At 40.6% G+C, this 19,473-nt stretch carries 17 protein-coding genes and 1 pseudogene; 9 read left to right on the top strand and 9 right to left on the bottom strand.

Going from position 1 to position 19,473, the window contains the following annotated elements; translation table 11 throughout:
- Positions 1-246 precede the first annotated feature (246 nt).
- Positions 247-732, bottom strand: a complete 486-nt coding sequence (locus tag DP114_RS03830; protein ID WP_169264895.1) for a hypothetical protein — start codon at positions 730-732, stop codon at positions 247-249.
- A 164-nt stretch (positions 733-896) separates the two neighbouring features.
- Between DP114_RS03830 and DP114_RS03825 the strand changes: the two genes are divergently transcribed.
- Positions 897-2,909: a serine/threonine protein kinase gene (locus tag DP114_RS03825; RefSeq protein ID WP_171975487.1), complete on the top strand. Its 2,013-nt coding sequence runs from the start codon at positions 897-899 to the stop codon at positions 2,907-2,909.
- Between the two features lie 569 nt (positions 2,910-3,478).
- Here DP114_RS03825 and DP114_RS03820 read toward each other — a convergent pair.
- The 5 genes from DP114_RS03820 to DP114_RS03800 form a co-directional block, all read right to left on the bottom strand.
- Positions 3,479-4,042 carry a hypothetical protein gene (locus DP114_RS03820; protein ID WP_169264897.1) on the bottom strand — a complete coding sequence of 188 codons (564 nt, stop codon included), beginning with the start codon at positions 4,040-4,042 and terminating at the stop codon, positions 3,479-3,481.
- A gap of 880 nt (positions 4,043-4,922) precedes the next feature.
- Complete coding sequence (locus DP114_RS03815) at positions 4,923-5,573, bottom strand: heterocyst differentiation related protein (RefSeq protein ID WP_169264898.1); 651 nt, start codon at positions 5,571-5,573, stop codon at positions 4,923-4,925.
- Positions 5,574-6,163: 590 nt separating this feature from the next.
- A complete protein-coding gene (locus DP114_RS03810; protein WP_169264899.1) occupies positions 6,164-6,472 on the bottom strand; it encodes a DUF3007 family protein in 309 nt (102 codons plus the stop codon).
- A 24-nt stretch (positions 6,473-6,496) separates the two neighbouring features.
- Positions 6,497-6,760, bottom strand: a complete 264-nt coding sequence (ndhL, locus tag DP114_RS03805) for an NAD(P)H-quinone oxidoreductase subunit L (RefSeq protein WP_169264900.1) — start codon at positions 6,758-6,760, stop codon at positions 6,497-6,499.
- Positions 6,761-7,734: 974 nt separating this feature from the next.
- The gene (locus DP114_RS03800) at positions 7,735-8,649 is read right to left on the bottom strand and encodes a lysylphosphatidylglycerol synthase transmembrane domain-containing protein (RefSeq protein WP_171975486.1); all 915 of its coding nucleotides are present in this window, start codon (positions 8,647-8,649) and stop codon (positions 7,735-7,737) included.
- Between the two features lie 567 nt (positions 8,650-9,216).
- On the opposite strand from DP114_RS03800, the pseudogene DP114_RS03795 reads away from it, so the two are divergent.
- Positions 9,217-9,483, top strand: a pseudogene (locus tag DP114_RS03795) (DUF6658 family protein); the annotation flags it as partial.
- 185 nt (positions 9,484-9,668) lie between these two features.
- Positions 9,669-10,361 (top strand): apolipoprotein A1/A4/E family protein, encoded by a 693-nt coding sequence (locus tag DP114_RS03790; RefSeq protein WP_216669966.1) that lies wholly within the window; start codon positions 9,669-9,671, stop codon positions 10,359-10,361.
- Between the two features lie 99 nt (positions 10,362-10,460).
- Here the strand turns inward: DP114_RS03790 and larC are convergent, their stop codons facing one another.
- A complete protein-coding gene (larC, locus tag DP114_RS03785; protein ID WP_171975485.1) occupies positions 10,461-11,822 on the bottom strand; it encodes a nickel pincer cofactor biosynthesis protein LarC in 1,362 nt (453 codons plus the stop codon).
- Positions 11,823-12,080: 258 nt separating this feature from the next.
- Between larC and DP114_RS03780 the strand changes: the two genes are divergently transcribed.
- The gene (locus DP114_RS03780; RefSeq protein WP_169264903.1) at positions 12,081-12,743 is read left to right on the top strand and encodes an L-threonylcarbamoyladenylate synthase; all 663 of its coding nucleotides are present in this window, start codon (positions 12,081-12,083) and stop codon (positions 12,741-12,743) included.
- 70 nt (positions 12,744-12,813) lie between these two features.
- On the opposite strand, the gene DP114_RS03775 is transcribed toward DP114_RS03780, so the two are convergent.
- Positions 12,814-13,044, bottom strand: coding sequence for a hypothetical protein (locus tag DP114_RS03775; protein WP_171975484.1), 231 nt, complete (start codon positions 13,042-13,044; stop codon positions 12,814-12,816).
- Positions 13,045-13,127: 83 nt separating this feature from the next.
- Between DP114_RS03775 and DP114_RS03770 the strand changes: the two genes are divergently transcribed.
- Positions 13,128-14,345: a HetZ-related protein gene (locus tag DP114_RS03770; RefSeq protein WP_171975483.1), complete on the top strand. Its 1,218-nt coding sequence runs from the start codon at positions 13,128-13,130 to the stop codon at positions 14,343-14,345.
- A 289-nt stretch (positions 14,346-14,634) separates the two neighbouring features.
- Positions 14,635-15,117, top strand: a complete 483-nt coding sequence (locus tag DP114_RS03765) for a PD-(D/E)XK nuclease superfamily protein (protein WP_169264905.1) — start codon at positions 14,635-14,637, stop codon at positions 15,115-15,117.
- Here DP114_RS03765 and DP114_RS03760 read toward each other — a convergent pair.
- On the bottom strand, positions 15,114-15,947 hold the full coding sequence (locus tag DP114_RS03760) for a DNA adenine methylase (protein ID WP_171975482.1): 834 nt from the start codon (positions 15,945-15,947) through the stop codon (positions 15,114-15,116). The two genes, DP114_RS03765 and DP114_RS03760, sit on opposite strands and share 4 nt — an antisense overlap.
- A 480-nt stretch (positions 15,948-16,427) precedes the next feature.
- Here DP114_RS03760 and DP114_RS03755 point away from each other — a divergent pair, with 480 nt between their 5' ends.
- The 3 genes from DP114_RS03755 (at position 16,428) to DP114_RS03745 (ending at position 19,362) form a co-directional block, all read left to right on the top strand.
- Positions 16,428-16,634 (top strand): DUF751 family protein, encoded by a 207-nt coding sequence (locus tag DP114_RS03755; RefSeq protein ID WP_169264907.1) that lies wholly within the window; start codon positions 16,428-16,430, stop codon positions 16,632-16,634.
- 86 nt (positions 16,635-16,720) lie between these two features.
- The gene (gene rbfA / locus DP114_RS03750; protein ID WP_169264908.1) at positions 16,721-17,125 is read left to right on the top strand and encodes a 30S ribosome-binding factor RbfA; all 405 of its coding nucleotides are present in this window, start codon (positions 16,721-16,723) and stop codon (positions 17,123-17,125) included.
- Positions 17,126-17,766: 641 nt separating this feature from the next.
- Positions 17,767-19,362: a glycoside hydrolase family 3 N-terminal domain-containing protein gene (locus tag DP114_RS03745; RefSeq protein WP_171975481.1), complete on the top strand. Its 1,596-nt coding sequence runs from the start codon at positions 17,767-17,769 to the stop codon at positions 19,360-19,362.
- The last annotated feature ends 111 nt before the right edge of the window (positions 19,363-19,473 follow it).

Here is a 19,473-nt window from a genome sequence, read left to right as displayed (position 1 = left end):
TTTATGAGTCAATATTAAACGGAAAACCTTGATTTAGCGATAAAAACCAATAAAAATTAGGTAGCGAATTCGCACATCTTTTTACATTGCCTGGGTTTGTACTTAGAGGTGCAAGATATCAGGTAGCGCCAGAATTCCATTCTGAGCCGCTTTTTTTGTAAATTCAGATCTTGGAAACCTGAGGACATTTTTTACCGTCTTTTGTCTCAGATGGCAAAGAAAGTCCTCAGAACTGTTTTAGCAAAGTTACTCAGGTAAATTTGCAAACACCTGTTCAACTAATTCCTGCGCTTTAGTATCCAAGTTTTGCCAGTCTACATCATCGTTTTCGTCGATTAAATCAGTATCAATGTCAACTGTCTCATCCCCGGAAATGTAGTTGCGAAAACAGACTCGGTAACACAATTCCCATAAATCGATACTGATTTGTTGCTCTTGACGGTGTAGATACAAATGATATCCTGGATGGGGAATTGGCAAACGGGAGAGTGTTTCTCTGATTTCCAAAGCCTGCTCCGGTGTCGCGGCTTCTAGCTCTTGCAGGAGGTTGGTTACTATTGCTTTCGTCTCATCAGTAGTGCCAGTAGGCCAAATCAGGACATCTTGATAAGTTCCCGTCCAAGAAGATACATCAAGCAGCTTGCGAATATGATCGACAACGCGAATGAAAGCAGGTTGCATGAGCAGTTCCGCCTGATCCCATGCTGCTGAGTTGTTAATTTTAGGTGGCATTGGAATTGACTAGGGTTATTGAAACAAAAATTAACAATTGTGTATTTATTAAAAAACTGTGTTTTACATTTAAATCTTTTCTCAAGATAGCGGATTTCATTGAGAAATTATTGGAGATATTTATTACCCTCTCTAAAATTGGGTGTTATCGCTGGGGAGTGAATATGATAGGCAAGCTACTAGACCATCGTTACCGACTGAATAAAGTCCTGGCTACAGGAGGATTTGGTGAAACTTACATCGCCCAAGATACAAAACGACCAGGCAATCCGGTTTGCGTTGTCAAACACCTTAAGCCTGCCAATTCTGAAGCGAAAATGTTTGACACCGCCAAGCGTCTGTTCCAAGGTGAAGCTGAAACCTTAGAATATTTGGGCAATCATGACCAAATTCCTCGGCTTTTGGCTTATTTCGACGAACATCAAGAGTTTTATTTAGTACAAGAATTTATTGAAGGGCATCCTCTGGGTGACGAGTTAGTTCCCAATCAGCGGTGGAGTGAAAGCCAAGTTATTGAATTGCTGGTGGAAGTTCTGGACATCCTGAAATTTGTCCACGGACAAGGCGTGATTCATCGCGATATCAAGCCAGATAATATCATCCGTCGCGCTTCAAATAAAAAACTCGTCCTCGTGGATTTTGGAGCCGTCAAACAATTGCGAGGATCTGGTGGATATGGTGGGCGATCGCAAATGTTTACAGTTCATCACTCTGCGACTGTAGCCATTGGGACTCCTGGCTATATGCCCACGGAACAAGGTCAAGGCAAACCCCGTCCCAACAGTGATATGTACGCTCTCGGCATTATCGCTATTCAGGCGTTAACGGGAATAGCGCCAGTAGATTTTCAGGAAGATCCTAACACTGGGGAAATCCTCTGGGAGCATTTAGTTTCCGTAAGCGATGCTTTGGAAGCCGTGTTAACCAAAATGGTGCATTATCATTTCAAAGACCGCTTTCAAAGTGCATCAGAAGCACTACAAGCATTACAGCCACTTTCCTTCACCAGCTACACACCCAGCGAATATACAAATACAACTTCTAACCATCAACCAAGTAAGTCCTCATCTGCCTTATCTCCACTGTCTCGACAAAAAACGATCGCCGTTGCCCCGGCAAATCCTGTTCTCCAACTAGCACCACCAACTCCCAAATCTCCCTCCAAAGGTTCTAGTGGACCAGATCTATTACAGTTTGTGATTATAGGAATTTTGGTTGCTGGTGCTGCTGCTGTCAGCCCTGGTGTATTTAAAAATGTTCAAAGTTTTGCTTCTACTTTTGCTATTAATAATGACACGCTCTCAGCCGAAAACTGTTTAGCTGTTGTTCAGGAAAATTCTAATATCCGTTCTGAGCCTACTTCTATTAATGATGATTCTATTATCAAAACTGTTAAGAAAGATGCCAAGTTTGAGGTAACAAGCAGACGAACAAAACGCGGTTGGGTAGAGATTAAACTTGACTCTACACAAACAGGTTGGGCAAACTCAGAAATTATCAAAAACAACGAACAATGGGTTTCTTGCCTACGAGACAAGGGAACTGCAATCAAAACAGTTGATGATAATGACCTAATTGTCGCTCACCCTGCACCCAAGCCAAAAGCAGAACCTCTAGTTAATGCACCAACGTCATCATCACCTGAGTCAGAACAATCACAAACATCAAAAAGTTTATCCGCAGATAAATCAACGCCCGCCACTGTACAAGGCGGTTCCACCAAGGTAGTGGAAGAAGCAAAACAGAAGTACGAATCAGGAGATTTACAAGGTGCGATCGCCCTGTTAAAAACAATGACTGCAAATCCTACTGCTGTCAAACAGACAACAGAAATGATATCCCAATGGCAACAAGATTGGTCTAAAGCCGAATCTTTATTCAAAGACCTTGACACAGCCCTTGGTGATGGACAATGGGATAAAGTATTAGCTTATAAAGACCATCCGGAAAAACTACCCAATATTCAATACTGGCGAAACAAAGTAGAGCCATTAGTTCAACAAGCTGCTGCCAATTTAGCAAAACAACAGTTTCCTCAACTAGGCAATCCTACCAACCTATACAAAGCCAAACTGGAACCTCAAAATTCCAGTGAGGATTATGAACTTAACATGATGAATGATTTCGATAACATCGAAACTCCAGAACTACAGGAAACTCCCCAAAATCATCAGTAATCAAATTTATCAATAAACTTTGACTTGTTACTGATAGTTTTTGGTTAGCAGTTAGTAGTTAGTTATTAGCAAAAAACTAATAACTAACTACTAACATTTATTTCACAATTACCAATTAACACTCAATCTATTTGTAGATGCATTGCAGGTTTTGACACTCTCCGAACTAAGCAAACTTCGCGCTTAGCTTGTTCACTTAAAAAGTTCAGAGATTCTTGAAGGGTTCAAGTTTGAACTTTCAATGGTGCTGGCAAAAACACCCTACACACTCAAACTAACTGCCGCTAAGCGCTAGCATTGTGCTTACTTTCGTTTTCACTTTCAGAGTCCACAAAATAAAAAATATAACTACTCCCCAACCTGCCATTACTTGCCCTTTAAGTATTCGCGCGTTGGTCGATATCTCGGTTGCCGGGATTTCTCCGTACTAGGTTGCTTCGTCGTAGACGTGGTTATTCTTACTCGCATCAAAGAGCATTCTATCACGGCAGTTAAAACTGCCGTTCGCTTCTACTCAGGTCTTAAGACACTGAGCTTGTCAGCTTCTCGGAACCGGGTTTTCTGTCAAGCTATTTTTTCGTTGGTGTGGGAGCTATTGGTGCGGGAGGAATTGGCCGCTCTAGACCTGCGTTGAAGAAGTAAACTCGGTCACAGTATTGGCTTGGACTACTACAAACAGCCTCTATGGCAACGTTGCTGGCATTATTAACATCAAGCGTTAATGAAGCTTGCTGTGTAGGACCAACAGCACGTGTTTGTACTGGGTTCCCATCTAAATAAACCCTAACGTCAACACTTGGACTTCTGGTATCATTGTCACGCATTCCAAAACCCAAATTCAAAGTTTGAAACCCAGGTTTAGTGCTTTTTTCTGGCCTAATGTTACAAGTTATTGAGGCAGAGCGGTTGCCAGGTCCGAGGTAAAACCTGCTAGTATAAACTGCTCTCCCTATAGAAACATCAAGATCCTGCTTATTAACGCTGCCAAGTCCACCATTAACGCATTTAGTATTCAGCAGAGAGACAGGACGTGGGACTCGTTGTGCTTGAGCAATTTTTCCTCCAAAGGATAATAAAGAGGACAATAGTAAGGCACCAGTGAGCACCGAACTGATAAGCTGAGTTGTTTGCATTGGGATTTAAGAATCTAGTTTTCAGGCAAAAGACGAAAACAAAATAAAATAATAATAGCTAATTAAGCGTACAAAGACGGGATGAAATATGACGAGGCAGCGCCGCTTGGAAGTTCCTGGGCGTAAAGTGCACGCTTCGTGGTAAAATTCGTCGCTATGGTTTGCCTGCTATGACTGAGTTGGGTGAAGTGCCTGTTGTCCCAATGAATACAGCTACAGCGCGTTCAGATATGCCACATATAAAGATTTATAACCCATCTTCCGCCCCCTCAACTGTCTGTTAGAAGTTTTTACTGTTTTAAAGATGCAAAGATGCTATCTAAAATACTGAACGTACTGAAAAAGTGTATTTCAAACAACATTTTCCCCAGCATCAAGGCATAATTACAGCAGCAATTCAGGAGTCAGGAGGAGACAGTGGGGTGGTGAGGCAGTCCGGTCTTCGGGGTGTCCCCCATGAGAGACTGGTGTTCATAAGTAAAAAGGGCTGATAAGTCTGCCTTTTAGACCTCAGTATTGTCCTTCATCTACTTGCAATGTGCTGTAATTATTCTACAAACGTATTTGTAAGTAATTATGCTGTGTAATAGTTCAAGGTGCGGAATCTGGATTATACAACTGTATTTTGTATTAATACGACTGAACTATGCTCGATAGTAAAAATTAAGACGCCGTGTTCCTAGAATTCAGCGCCCTTATTGCCTTCTAGATCCATAGCATTCTCTCAGGCGCTTGTAACCTTGATAACTCCAAAACAAGAACGCTATGGTGAAAATAGTTTTTAGTCTGAGTAGCACAAATTGGTAGACTAATCTAACAGCCTATGATTAATCAGTATAGGGGTTTATGACTCAGCGTTAACTCTTAACCACTGAAACTTTTAATACATATCATCGTATTCTTGTGCTTCAACTCGTCTTTCGGTACGAGGAGGGAGGAACTCAGCGCGACGTACAGGAGCAAGCGGTGGAGTAGGACCGTTATAGGGATGAATAACTTGTACGGTACGACTGGGACGCTCTTTTGGTGAAAATAAAGCCAAGACACCAGCGACCACAATACCGCCACCTATCGTCAGAGTTATGCCTCCTACTGCCCAAACAGCAGGAGAAGACCACCAGCGATTTTCAGCAGACTGGTGCTGTTGTAACTGGGCTGCATTTTGTTGTTGGTTTTGCTGATTTAATTGGACTTGGTAGTTATAAACTTGTTGGATTTGGGACTGGAGTTGTTGAACTTGGGTTTTGAGACCATTGTTTTCATTCTTGAGTCCTTCATTTTCCATCTTCAGTCGTTCCGCCTGTACGCGCATTTCTTCGTTGTTTGGATTGACTGGCGCTGGATTAGGATATGGCTGCCCAGGATAATTTGCAGTTGGCGGTATCATTGCTGAAGGTGCTACCACAGCTGGTTGTAGTTGTGAGCCAACTGTGTAGTTAGGTAAAGAGCTTCCTCCTGCACCTTTTAGCAACACGAGAGCCGCTAGCCCAGCGACGGCGACTCCGCCGATAAATGCCATGCTCTCACTCATCGCCTTTTCCTCTAGACTGGCACGAAACTACAATGATTAATATCTGACACTCTCTCACACTCATAATAAAACTTTTACCCTACTGCTTACATCATACATACCCAAATTATCGGTCATGGAATAGAATCGTTTTTTACCATCTGACCACTCGATATCTGCTTTATATATTCAAGACGATATCGATGAAATTGTCTACCAAGGAAAGTAACAAAACCCCCTTGTTAAACTTTTTTAATCTACTTCACTTAACTTAACCAGGCTTAACTTATTAAGCATATATCAAGTTGTTGTGATCGCTGCTTTTAGACAAATTATTTTGTCCGCTTGGCGATTTGCTGATCAAGTCCGCTCATCTACTGACAGGATCATTTATGCCATAAATAACATGACTACAATAACAGTAGGTTTGATTGAATGCAAAAAACTTAGGAGCAACTTGAACCCACCCCAGCCAATGCTTAAGTCTGGCGACTTGAAAGGGGGCTGCGCTCAACATTGTCTATTTAAAACGATGATACACCAACGCTCGATAGTTATGACTAGGAGCTACTACGCCGGTAGTAGCTCCTAGTCAAGGACAAAGAACAAATTTACACCTGGGATTGTTCTTGTTCTATTTCGGCTTGAATTTTTGCGAGTTCTTCGGGAGTAAGTTCTTCCAAGCGCTTTTGCAAATAGGCTTCTTCGTATTGTTCCCGTTGTTTGTGGTAGGTCATTTTTTTTCCCACCGCACGGAAAGCATAGGTAAACAACCAGCCAATCAAACCAATAAATAATAAGACTTGGCTCCAAATACCAGCTTTCGAGCTATCTATGCCTACCAAGTTCAGTAAGACATACGCCAAGCCGCCTACAACAAAAATGCCAAAGCCAATTCCGATAGCGTCAATGCGTCGCATGAGAGTTATGACCTACCAATTTCGTTAAACTTCAATTTGTCGGCGTCGGGGTCGCAAGTTTACAAACGGCGACAGGAGCAACAAACCTGGAAAGAAGAAGAATACCAAAAAGTACATGAAGGCACGTTCCAGAGAGCTAGCCACATACCACCGTAAGTTTAAGTAAAACAGGACAGCGGCTGGTACGACCAAAAGATAAGCTCCAGCTAAAATCAGATACAGTAGCGCTACAACCATAATTTCTTGGTTTTCAGTAGAAAACGACCTGTTGGTGGATCTGTTTTCCATGATAGGCTGAATGCCTTGGCTGTTGGAAGTATTGTTGCCCTAGTAGAGGAATCAAGATTGAATAATTTAAAGATAAAAAAAATTGTTTCCATCTTTGCTTTTATTTTTTGATCTATTTTCAAAACATTATGCTATAGTAAACAACCAGTGCAGTACAACGCACACGAGAAATGCTTGAGGAAGGATCTCTAATGGTGAGCGCGCTGCTTTCACGGTAAGTCAAAGGTGAGCGACTAGCAAATCAAAAGGATGCGGCAACGAAAGTAAGAGGCAAGTTAGGAAAACCTAAAACCTCAATTTCGACTCAACAATCTCAAATTTTCCAGTGTAAAAGTGCAAAATTGGACAAATAACGCATTTAATGCTGGAATAGATGAGGAGGTTTTTTCTGACCTCCATAAAACAACTGACTCCCAAACATGTCAGGGGGTGTGGCGGAATGGTAGACGCTACGGACTTAGATAACTGAGCCTTGATGGAGAAATCCAGCAAGTGACTGCTCTCAAATTCAGGGAAACCTAAATCTGATCACAGATACGGCAATCCTGAGCCAAGCCAAATTTGTCTTTTGTCCTTCGTTTTTAGTTAATTGTTACTAGCAAATGACTAACGACAAATGATAAATGACTAATGCGGAAGGTGCAGAGACTCGACGGGAGCTACCCTAACGTAAAGTCGAGGGTAAAGGGAGAGTCCAATTCTCAAAGCCTTATCGGGTTATTTAACCTACTAGGCAGTAGTGAAAGCTGCGAGAGAATGAAAATCCGTTGACCCTAAACGGTCGTGTGGGTTCAAGTCCCTCCACCCCCATTTATAAATTCAAAGTTAAAAATTCAAAATTCAAAGTTCAGAATTCAGAATATTCCCTAGGGACAGGCTAGACATAGTTCGTAGCTTATCTCTCGGGAGGTCTTAAATTCAGAATTTAAAAAGAATTCAAGAATAAAATGGTGCTGGCTCCTCAAAACTGAGGACTATGAGAGGCGTTCGTCAAGCCAGGAGAAGCCAGCACCAGCAGTTTCCGCAAAAATGCTTACGAGACGATATAGAGCAGTTGCGCCCAGAACTACCGCAGTTGGAAAATGTTGCTGCAAGAGCGCGATCGCTGTGGCTTCAAACACGCCTAACCCACCAGGTGCTCCTGGAACCACTAACCCTAGTAACCACGCAAAACTAAAAGCACCAACTAATAAAGGAATTTGACTAAAGTTTAAAGGACTCAAGGCAAATAAAGTTAATATAAACCCTGCGCTGCGTAGTCCCAAAAAGCCCAATTCCCCTATCAAAGGTCCTAGGGGATATCGTTCTAGACTCCAGGGAACGGCTTGCTGAGTGTTGGAAGCAGACTTTTTTACCTTTATACGCTGTAAGAGGTGAGTCGCTCTGTTCAAAAATTTGGGATGTAAAACACAAAGTACTCCTAACAAACCCAGTAGTTGTAGGATGAGTTGAATGATAGTAATTTTTTCGGTTAGAAACTGGCTAGTGAGTAGAACAACAATTAAAGCAGCTGCTGCCATCAGTAGAGGTTCTAGCACTACACTAAGGGTTGCTGCACCAGGAGAAACATTTGCATTTTTTGCTGCTATAATTCTTCCGTAGTAATGCCATATATTACCTGGTATGTACTTAGCAAGATTTGTTTTGAGGTAAACTTGAATAAACTCAAAAGAGTGGACAGGTTGATTTAACTCTCGAAGAACCCAAGTCCATACCCAACCTGCCCAAGTGTGTGCTAGCAATGTCACACCTGTGGCGATCAAAAGAATTGCCCATCCTGCTGCATCAATATGGATGGTAGCTACTTCTCGCCAGTTATCTTTAAAGGCTTTTACTAGAAAAAATAAGGTTCCACCTAAAATTAGCCAGCGTAAAGTTTGCTTGATCATTTTGGTTATTTAATTTATATATTTGCTCACCTACTTAGCTACATCAAATCATATGGTATGTCAATCATATATACCAGTATTTTCGGCAAACTTTTTAAAAGCTTTCGTTGATACATGTAGCTCTTTTGACTATATTTTATATAACTTATAAAAGCACTTCTTTTTTTAATTTATAAGTTTCTCACTACTATTTTATTTATTAAATTATAAAATAAACTATACATTCTGATGATTTAGCAGGTATCTTCTATCCTAACAATTAGTTTCACTTCATTTAATAAACAATTATTTTGCAGCTAAAAGCATTCTAGTTTTTTAGATTACTTTGCATATTTTTTAACTAAGATATTAAGACATTAAATTATACAATATTAACGGCAGCAACTCAGAGGCTAATTATAATAACTTATATACCTCTAAAGTTATAAAAAATCTAACAAAAATGAAAATAAAAAATGTGACTTTTGCTAGAGGCATTGTTTGTTTTTCTCTTTGTAATCTTATGAAGAAAATATTGATCAAATATTAAGAAAATATTTTCTTGTTTGTAGTTGATGGGAGAAATTGGTGAATGGTTTAACTTATTTTATAAAAAAACTGCGACTGCGCCAGATTGTGATAGTGTTTTTAGCTGGGGTGTTGTTGATAGTAAGCACCGCTTGTGGTAATGCAGCAAATACTCAGGGTGCAAATCCAGAGAATCCTGCTGTGCAAGCAGGTGGTGCAAATAATCCTTATAAAGGAGAAGGGGATAAATACACCGAGCAGAAGATGTCTAATTCTGGACGAGACCAAGCAAGCTCACTGCTTAATTCACAATTGCTAATCGCTTCTGGTGTCAACACACAAGGGCAAGGCAGATTAAGCAGCTGATAGACCTGAATTGAAACCCAATTCAGTAGTCAACAAATAAAAATGGTTTTTTGGATTTAGATGTGAAGTAAATCCAAGATGCACAAGTACCGAGTTAATTCTTGGTTAATGTTAAACTTTGTCATACAAGCAAAAGGAGTCGCACTGTGAAAAAAATCGTTGCATTGTTCAAAAACATTCGCCCGATCAAACTTATAACAGTTTTTGTGGCCGGAATGATACTGTTTATTACACAAGCTTGTAGTTCTGTAGCTGCAACAAGTCCTCGTCAAACTGTAGGAGAACAATCTGCACCTCCTAATTCTGAAACATACGTTCCAAAGGGAGCCAATGTAAATTCTGGCTATGAAGGCGGGATGAATAACTTTAGCGATCTTGATCCCAGAACCAGTGACGGTAAATTCAAAGCTGAGGCTGAGGCTCTCAAAGAAAACGCGGAAAAAAACATCCAGAACAGCTCGAGTAACGCAGCAGAAAATATTCGCCGCGTAGCTGAAGATACAGGAAAAGTAGGCAAAAATATTCAGAAAGAAACTGAAAAGATCACAGAAAAACTTCAGAGTGGGGCTGAGAACTTTGCTGAAGGTACCAAGCGAGGTATTGAAAATATCAAAGAAAACACCAGCGATGCTGCTCAGGGTACAGCGAAAACTGTTCAACGTTCTGCTGAAAACACAAAGATAAGTGCTCAACGTGCGGCAGAAGATGCTGGCAATGCAGTGGACAAAAAGTTAACAGATGCCAAGACCACTGCTGATGAGAAAACTCAAGAGGCGGCCCAAAACACTGGTAACATCTTGGAAAAGGCTGGTAATGCGATCAAAGACGCTGTTAATTAACAATCAATAGCCTGTTGTTATCTGCTCACACGCTTCCAGTCTATCAGCAGATAAACCAAGCCCGCCTATGCGGGCTTTTTTGCTGTAGTGTTAAATACACTAAAGAAATTGATCCCCAATAGCTATTTCTGTTTGCGCGTACCAATTCTGTAGCCCTAGCCGCTGAATTTCTCGCCAAGGAATATTGTGTTTTCGCGCAAGTTCTGCACAGTCTTCATATTCTGGTTGGACGTTAGTTATCGCTTTTTCGTTTGCTTGTCCTGTCCATGCTACCTTGACGCGCACAACACCGTATTCAGTTTCCACTTGTTGAATTTCTCGTTGGAGAGTGGTGCGTTGCTGAGTTGAGCGACGAATTCCTAAAGTGGTGGTTTCGCGAAACAAAACAGCTTCACAGCTGTGTAGATTTTCGGGATGACAAATCACACTCAGCAAAATTCCTGGGCGAGATTTTTTCATGCCTACAGACTGGGTAAAGACATCTAAAGCACCTGCGGCAAATAATGCCTCAAACACATAACCTATAGCCTGTGGACTTAAGTCATCAATTTGGGTTTCTAAAACACAGACAGTTTCCAAAGCTGGACTGGTATCACTAGCAATGGATTTTGTAGCGGATGAATTATCTGTCAAACTCACAGTTGATTTATCTGTGATATTCGTTGCCTGATTTATTGGCAAATTTGTTGCTTCACCTAGCCACAGACGTAGAATATTGGGAATAGGTAAATGAATCGAACCAGCACCCAGTCCTACTTGTTTGATGGTCATTGGGGGTGGAGAACCAAAGTCTACGGCAAGAGTTGTTGCGATCGCAGCTCCTGTTGGTGTGACCATTTCCCGTTCGATACCGTTACTATAGACTGGACAGCCGCGCATTTCCCATAACTTCAAGACTGCTGGTACTGGTACAGCCATCTGACCGTGCGCAGCTCGAACTGTTCCCCCACCAGTAGGTAGCGGCGAGCAGAACAATAAAGGTAATCCTTGATCATTGCTCTCGATACCCAACCAATCTAAACCCAAACAAGTGCCAACAATATCGACAATGGCATCAACAGCACCCACTTCATGAAAATGAACTTTTTCGGGCGCAACACCATGTACTGCCCCTTCTGCGATTGCTAGCTGCCTGAATACTGCCAAACTCCAGGCTTCTGCTCGTGATGGTAACTCAGCTTTTTGAATCATCCGCTCAATTTCTGGCAAGTGGCGTCCGTGGTGGTGATTGTGTTCATGGTGGTGGTGATGATGGTGGTCTACTAAATGCACATGAACTTTGGTAGCCTGTTGAGTGTTACGGTGAACAAGTTCTGCTCTCAGTTGATACTCATGCTCAATCCCTAACCCGTTGAGTTTTTGAGTTAAATACTCTAAAGGAACACCCAAACTAACCACAGATCCCAGGCACATATCACCGGAAATTCCTGTCGGACATTGAAGATACGCAATTTTAGTCATAATGAGTCAAACAATTTTGGATTTTAGATTTTGGATTTTGGATTAGGAATTTTGGATTTTGGATTAACATCTCGGCTCCGCTCAACGTTCACAATGGATTTCACGGACGATTTCGGGGGATTGTACCCAAGATTTCATTCTAAGTTTTGCGTTCTAAGTGCTTTTTTGCGTCATTAATTATTAATTGTTTGTTAGTTGCGAGTTGTTAAGTGCTAAAAATACCACTAACGATTAACTACTGGCCTTTTTTTTATTTCTATGGCAAAAATTTTCCAAGTTCATCCTGATAATCCCCAAGTCCGGCGTATAGAGGAAATACAAGCACAACTGCAACGTGGCGCAGTGATGCTTTATCCTACGGATACAGTTTATGCTATTGGTTGTGATTTAAATGCTAAATCAGCAGTGGAGCGAGTAAGACAAATAAAACAGTTGGCAAATGATAAACCACTGACATTTTTATGTCCCTCGCTTTCTAATGTAGCCACTTATGCTTATGTGAGCGATAATGCTTATCGGATGATGAAAAGCTTAATCCCAGGACCGTATACGTTTTTGTTACCTGCTACAAAGTTAGTGCCACGACTGGTACAAAATCCGAAGCGGAAGACCACTGGAATTAGAGTGCCAAATCATACTATGTGTATAGCTTTATTGTCAGCGCTGGCAAACCCAATTATTTCGACTTCAGCACATTTACCACCTAATGATGATATAGATGATGAGTATAATGACAAAGAAGCACAAACTTACCTATCCCGAATAGAATTATTTGACCGTTTGGACAAATTGGTAGATGTGATTGTGGACACTGGCGAGGAACCCAAGTATGAAGTTTCTACTATATTAGATATGACAGGAGAAATACCAACGATAGTGCGGCAGGGTTTAGGCTGGGAAAAAGTCGCTGCATGGGTATAAAAGTATAAATATTTAACTTCACGCCCCCAGTTGTCAATTCCATAAAACAGAGTAGAAATGACTCCAGTTTTTAGATTGTCATACCTACAACATTGGAACTAGGTATGATTTGAAGTGTTAAAAATCTTGGTGCAGTAAGGGTTTGGGGTACTTGGGGAGCATGGCGGATATCCATGTATCTGTCGCTTTTTAGTGGTTTGTAAAAAAACCGACACACCGCTAATACTGTAACTTTTTCAGTTGTTTTACAGTCATATTGTGTGAACAATGCTGACGGCAACTCTTGATGGGTAAAAACCATGAAAGAGATTTGCTTACTGGGGCGTGCCTTGGTAGTGCTGTCTGAGTATTGTTGTACGGTGCAATACCAATTCGAGAATTGTCATGAAACCAAATCTTCCCAACCTACCCATATCCACACCTTCTTTAAATCACCACGTTTCGACGGAACAATTGCAAGTTTGTAATAGTGATGCTTTGGTGCAACTGCTGTGCAACGAAATGCAACCTCAGGTGAAAACAACATCTACGTCGGTGCAAGCTATAGCAAAGCGCATAGCAAAAGAAGTGGAACGCATCTGCAGCAAAAGTTCGCGCATCCAAACATCAGGACAAATTAAGTCTTGGCTGTTAAACTTGGCAAGACATCGTTCGCAAAAATGCCTGCGTTACTACCAATTGGGTTCAAAAAAAGGTCGTGTAGAATTACATAGCCAATTGGGGGCGATGGTTTACCGCCACATTATCATATCAAGTTCTGATTTAGGGTTTGAAGCTCGTTACAACTTGATTGAAGATTTCCTACAAGCATTTTATCTAGAAGCTATAAAAGCTTTCCGGCGTGAAAACGAACTTCCGGAAGATTATACCCCACGTACTCAACTGGAACTGGCAGAATATATGGCGTTTACAGAACAATATGCCAAACGTCGCATTAATCTGCCTAGCGGTAATCAACAGTTGGTTATATTACGTGCTCAAAGTTTTGCTCGTCGTTTACCTCAAGAAACAACAGTAGATATTGAACAGGCTGTTGAATCTGCTAAAACCGAAGAAGCAGAATCTTATCAGCGTCACTCAGCAGTTCAACAAGTTCGCTCTGTGATGACAGCACAATCTCAGTTTGATCCTGCTGAAGATTCTGAGCGCGATCGCGTCATCTCAGAATTAGTAAAATATTTAGAAGCTCACGGTCAAGCTGACTGCATAGATTATCTATCCTTAAAACTGCAGGATCTCTCAGCACCAGAAATTGACCAAATTCTCGGTTTAACCACCCGCCAGCGCGATTATCTACAACAGCGTTTTAAGTATCATGTAGAAAAGTTTGCCAAGCAACACCAGTGGCAGTTGGTACATCAATGGTTAGGCGCAGGGCTAGAACAGAAATTGGGTTTATCCTCCCAACAGTGGGAAGTCTTTGTGAGCCAACTTTCGGAACAGCAGCAGCAAATTTTGCAGCTCAAAACTGCAAAACAAAGTGATCAAGCAATCGCCAGAACAATCAAATGTACTCCCAAACAGCTACAAAAACGCTGGACTCAAATGTTAGAAATTGCATGGACTATCCGCAACGGTAGCACAGGAATGCAGGCAGGCTAAAGTTATAGTGAATTGTATCAACCAAGAAGCTAGTCTTATTCAATTTTCTAGAGTTTATCCTATTTGTTTAATGTTAAACATAGATAGTTTCTTCCTTCTTTTAACTCAAAATCTGCTGTTCTCCTTCCCTTCTCTTTTCTCTATCTGTTTCAGAAGAGAAGGGTAATGTGGAACAAAGGAAGAGTCGCAGATTAGAAAAATTATCAAGTGTTGCAGCAAAAAGTGAATTAATCTTAAAATAGAAGCTATAATCTACAGTCAATTCTTCATTCTCCAGAGCTAGAGAGCAATGACTCAAGGTGGCAGAGCAAATCAGTCTGGCAACGTCTTGGAAAAAACTGTAGAAGGAACTTTGTTAGGGCATGGGTATGAGCTAGTCGGTTCTAATCTCGTAAAGAAGAAGCGTTTAGGACATCTTATAAACTGCACGAGTTTTCCAAAACGATACGCAAGACAAGTTTACATAGGATCAGGGATTTATGGTACTGATATTTATGTAGACTTTTACATCATTGGTTCAGTAACAATTCCTTCTGGTTTTATTATTGAATGTAAATGGCAGCAAATTAGTGGCTCTGTTGATGAAAAACTTCCTTATGTTAATTTGAATATCCAAAATTGCTATCCTGCACCCGCGATTGTTTTGATTGACGGAGGAGGAATGAAACCAGGCTCAATTATCTGGTTAAAAAACCAGGTAGCTGATAACCCCAATTTATTAGCTGTACATAATTTAAGTACTTTTATTGCTTGGACTAACAATCATCTCTAATACGAAGTAATTAACAGTTCGTTAATGACGCCACGTTTTTTGGCATTAGAGTTGATTGATCTCCCAGCTAGCACAGTATGTATATGAAATTCTTTATAAAGATCGCGAATAAATGAAGTGTCTGAATTAGATAACATCACCTTGACGCCACGTTTGGCGAGTTCTCCAAAGACTTCTCTTAGTTGATTTTGCTCTTTTTCATGAAAACTATAACGACTATATGATGTAAAATTACTGGTACTACTGACTGGATAATAAGGTGGATCAAAGTAGACAAAATCATCTTCATTTATAGCATCATCTAGCACATGTTCAAAGCTTCTTACTTTTATTTCTGCTGACTGCAAAGCAAGTGATGCTAAACGTAAGCTAGATGAATCACAAATATTAGGTTTTTTGTATCTGCCCATTGGTACATTAAATTTGCCTTTGGAGTTTTCTCTGTAAAGACCGTTAAAACAAGTTTTGTTCAAATATATTAAACGAGCTGCTTTTTTTACTTCACTATCCTCAACAGTAGTTCGCATTTGATAGTAATAATCTTTATTGTGTTGCTTTTCATGATATTGGAGAATATTAATTAATTCATATAAATGATTTTTGACGCAATTATAAGTATTAATGAGTTCTGAATTAATATCAGTTAAAAATGCTTCCTTCGGTCTGTTGTACAGATAGAAAAAAACTGCTCCCCCTCCTATAAATGGCTCATAATAATTTTGGAAATCATTAGGAAAAAAGGTATGATATGTTGGTATTAGTCTGCTTTTGCCACCAGCCCATTTTAAAAACGGACGTGGTAAATCTTCTTTAGAAACTTGACTTAACATTTCACAAATTAGAATCAATATAATTGTAATCTTTTTGCTCTTTATCTATAATTATATCCTAGTTAAGTAGAACCACCAAATTAAACATAAAATAAGTGGTATCAGAAAGCCGGTTTATTCAATAAACCGGCTTTCTAAATTTTACGTTTTTTTATCCGGCTCTACTTCTTTTAAGTATCAAAAATAAATGTTAAATGAACCGCGAAGACGCAAAGTTCGCTAAGAAAAGAAAGAAAAGAAAAGAGAAGAGTGGTAATTATTCAAATTGGTGTTTTTTTGATGAAATTAAGTAGATAAAGTTTTAAAAACGTAGAAGAAAGTCTTTGCGATGACTTCGCTTAACAGAGTTCCGATGGCAGCGGACATTTTATCTTTCCTTAAGTTGAGCAACTGAGTAATTCTCTCATGTCAGATTACAATGAGAACAAATAAACCAATCAAAAAAAACGTGTCGTCTATAATAAGGTAGTCTAAATCTAGATGTTTGACGGATTCTGGAATAATATTTCTCGCTACGCTCGCTACTTCATTACAATACTTTTGGGTGTGCTTTTGAATGCTTATGCGCCTTTGATACCTCTTTTTAAACGCCCACTCACTTTAATACCTATTTTGGGCTTCTTTTTAGGCGCTCTGGTTTTTATTAGTCTCACGCTGCGTGCGATGCTTGGTTTTAGTACAATTTAGACTATGACTTTGGTGGGAAGTTCACTCCCCTAATAAAGTCGTATTTATGTAATGTGTAGTAGATCCTCTGTGAGGAGACGAATTTTATGGCTACAGATCGCCGCGTTTCCCGCGTTGCTGAGCTAATTAAACGGGAAGTTAGCCAAATGTTACTCAACGGTATCAAGGATGATCGTGTGGGGACAGGAATGGTGAGTGTTACTGACGTTGATGTATCGGGAGATTTGCAACATGCGAAAATCTACGTCAGTATTTATGGCACAGAGGAGGCCAAAGCAGAAACAATGGCTGGGTTAAAGTCAGCGACAGGTTACGTCCGCAGTGAACTGGGTGCACGAGTCCGTCTGCGTCGTACACCAGAGGTAGTGTTTCTAGAAGATCGATCTATAGAACGCGGTACAAAGGTGCTGTCGCTGTTAAACAAGCTTGAGCTAGAACGTCAGCTAGAAAATCCGGCAGAAGAAAACAAAAATAACTTCATTAAAGAATGAAGATTTATGTCTGGAGGATTAAGTAACGTAAACAACAATTAATTAACGTACATCAGCTAAACATTTAACAGACACGACTTGTCGTGTCTGTTTTAATTTGCTTAATGCAAAGCTCACTGAGAGGGCAGTTACAACAATTTACAGGTTAAAGACTACGTTTGAGTCAGGAAATCAAGAGGTTAAGGAGTGAAATAAATTGAAAACGCTGTAAATATATACTCTTTGTATTTGGTTGTCTATTTGGAATCAAAATCTTGCATTCTTGTGATTTAAGTCTGACTGAAAGATTCTGCTTTTTGCTAAAAATGGTGCAATATCTCAGTTTATACCTATTCCAAAAGGCTGAGTACTTTACAAAACTAAATATTGGTAAGTCCTGAGAGTGTCAGCTGTGGGGTTTCGGGTGTAGTGCAAATTCTTTTCCCTACATCTAACATAGGGACAATATCTCTCGGCTGGTGCAACTTGACCCTTGAAGTCGATTTTTGCGTAGCAAACTCCCTTAGTGGCATTTTCACTTGACATGCCATGTACTTTGGAAACAAAGCCATTGGTTTTTGCTTAGCAAACTAAGATAGCTGTCGGTACTCTTGCTTGTTGTGTTGGGTTTTCTGTTTTTAAATTTTGTATTGTAACTGCCTATGCTGCCCGATATAGACAAACTCTCCCTGCCTGAACAGGTGGCTCAGATGATCGTTGTTCGTGCCTCCGGCTTTTTATTTGATCATCAAATTCAGTATCCTGTCTGGGAACCACCAGCAGCGACACTCCAACACTGGGTGCAAGACTTGGGGGTTGGTGGAGTGATTTTACTGGGGGGAAGTGCTGGGGAATTAGCTATCAGGACACAACAATTGCAAAAATGGGCGAAAACTCCTCTACTGATCGCTGCTGATATTGAAGAAGGTGTTGGACAGCGGTTTAGTGGCTCAACTTGGTTTCCGCCACCAATGGCGTTAGCCTCTATCTTCCGCAAGGACCAAAAGTTGGGTTTGGATTATGCCCAAAAAATGGGAGCTATCACTGCACAAGAAGCTTTAGCCATTGGGATTAACTGGGTACTCGCTCCTGTGGTGGATGTGAACAATAATCCTGATAACCCTGTGATTAATGTTCGCGCTTTTGGCGAAACGCCTGATGAGGTTAGTCAGTTGGCTTGCGCTTTTATTCGTGGTGCAAAGACTCATCCTGTGCTGACAACGGCGAAGCATTTCCCAGGACATGGGGACACGGCTGTTGATTCTCATCTGGATTTGCCTGTGATCCCGCACTCGCTACAGCGACTGGCAGAAGTGGAATTACCACCTTTTGCGGCGGCGATCGCCTCCGGTGTGGATACAGTCATGAGCGCTCACTTATTAATACCTAGTTTAGATCCACAATTACCAGCAACCTTGTCACACAAGATATTAACAGGGTTGTTGCGGCAAAAATTAGGCTTTTCAGGCTTGATAACTACAGATGCTTTGGTTATGGGTGCTATTGCCAACCGCTATGGGGCAACTGAAGCTGTTGTGATGGCATTGCTTGCTGGTGCTGATATTTTACTCATGCCTGTTGATCCTGAAGAGGCTATCAGTGCTGTATGTACCGCTGTTGAAAGTGGTCGGATTTCGCGATCACGCATTCGCGAGTCTGTTGAGCGCATTTGGCAAGCAAAGAGCAAAGTCTCTTGTGAACCAGTCACGACTACAGGTTTTATCGAGCGCACCGCCCAAAAGGATTCTCTTGAGATTGTTGGTGAGATTTTGCAGCAAAGCCAAATCATTCACGGCTCTGCGTTAGCATTAGAGCAACTCATAGATGTCATAAAACTTAATAATAAGCAAAAAGTGAATTTATACAATATAATCATTGTTGATGAAATCATAAATTGTGCTTTTTTAGACAAAAATGCACCAGTAATTACACTTACTAACCAGGTGGGATATAAAATCCAAATTGTTGATTCTCAAACTCAAAACACTAGTAACTTGGAGGAAAATCATCCGACTTTACTACAAGTCTTTATCAGAGGAAATCCATTTCGTGGTAGTGCAGGACTCACTAAGGCAGCAGAAGACTTATTTAAGAAATTGTTAACAACCAAGGGCTTACAAGCTTTTGTCTTATACGGTAGCCCATATGTATGGCAACAGTTTATACCTTTACTTCCGATGGATATTCCTGGTGTATTTTCTTATGGGCAAATGCCAGCAGCACAAGACCGCGCTCTACGCACCCTCTTTGGTATGTAGACAATCTGTCTTGTTAAAACATCTTGCCTTGCCAAACCGTGCTTTTTGGTAGGCAACAACTATCTCAACAACGTCAGCAAGATGAATCAACTCTCCTAATGTGTTAATATG

Source organism: Brasilonema sennae CENA114 (assembly GCF_006968745.1).
Lineage (GTDB): Bacteria > Cyanobacteriota > Cyanobacteriia > Cyanobacteriales > Nostocaceae > Brasilonema > Brasilonema sennae.
The sequence above is the reverse complement of the archived record's forward strand: the minus strand, read 5'-3'. Positions and strand labels throughout refer to the sequence as shown.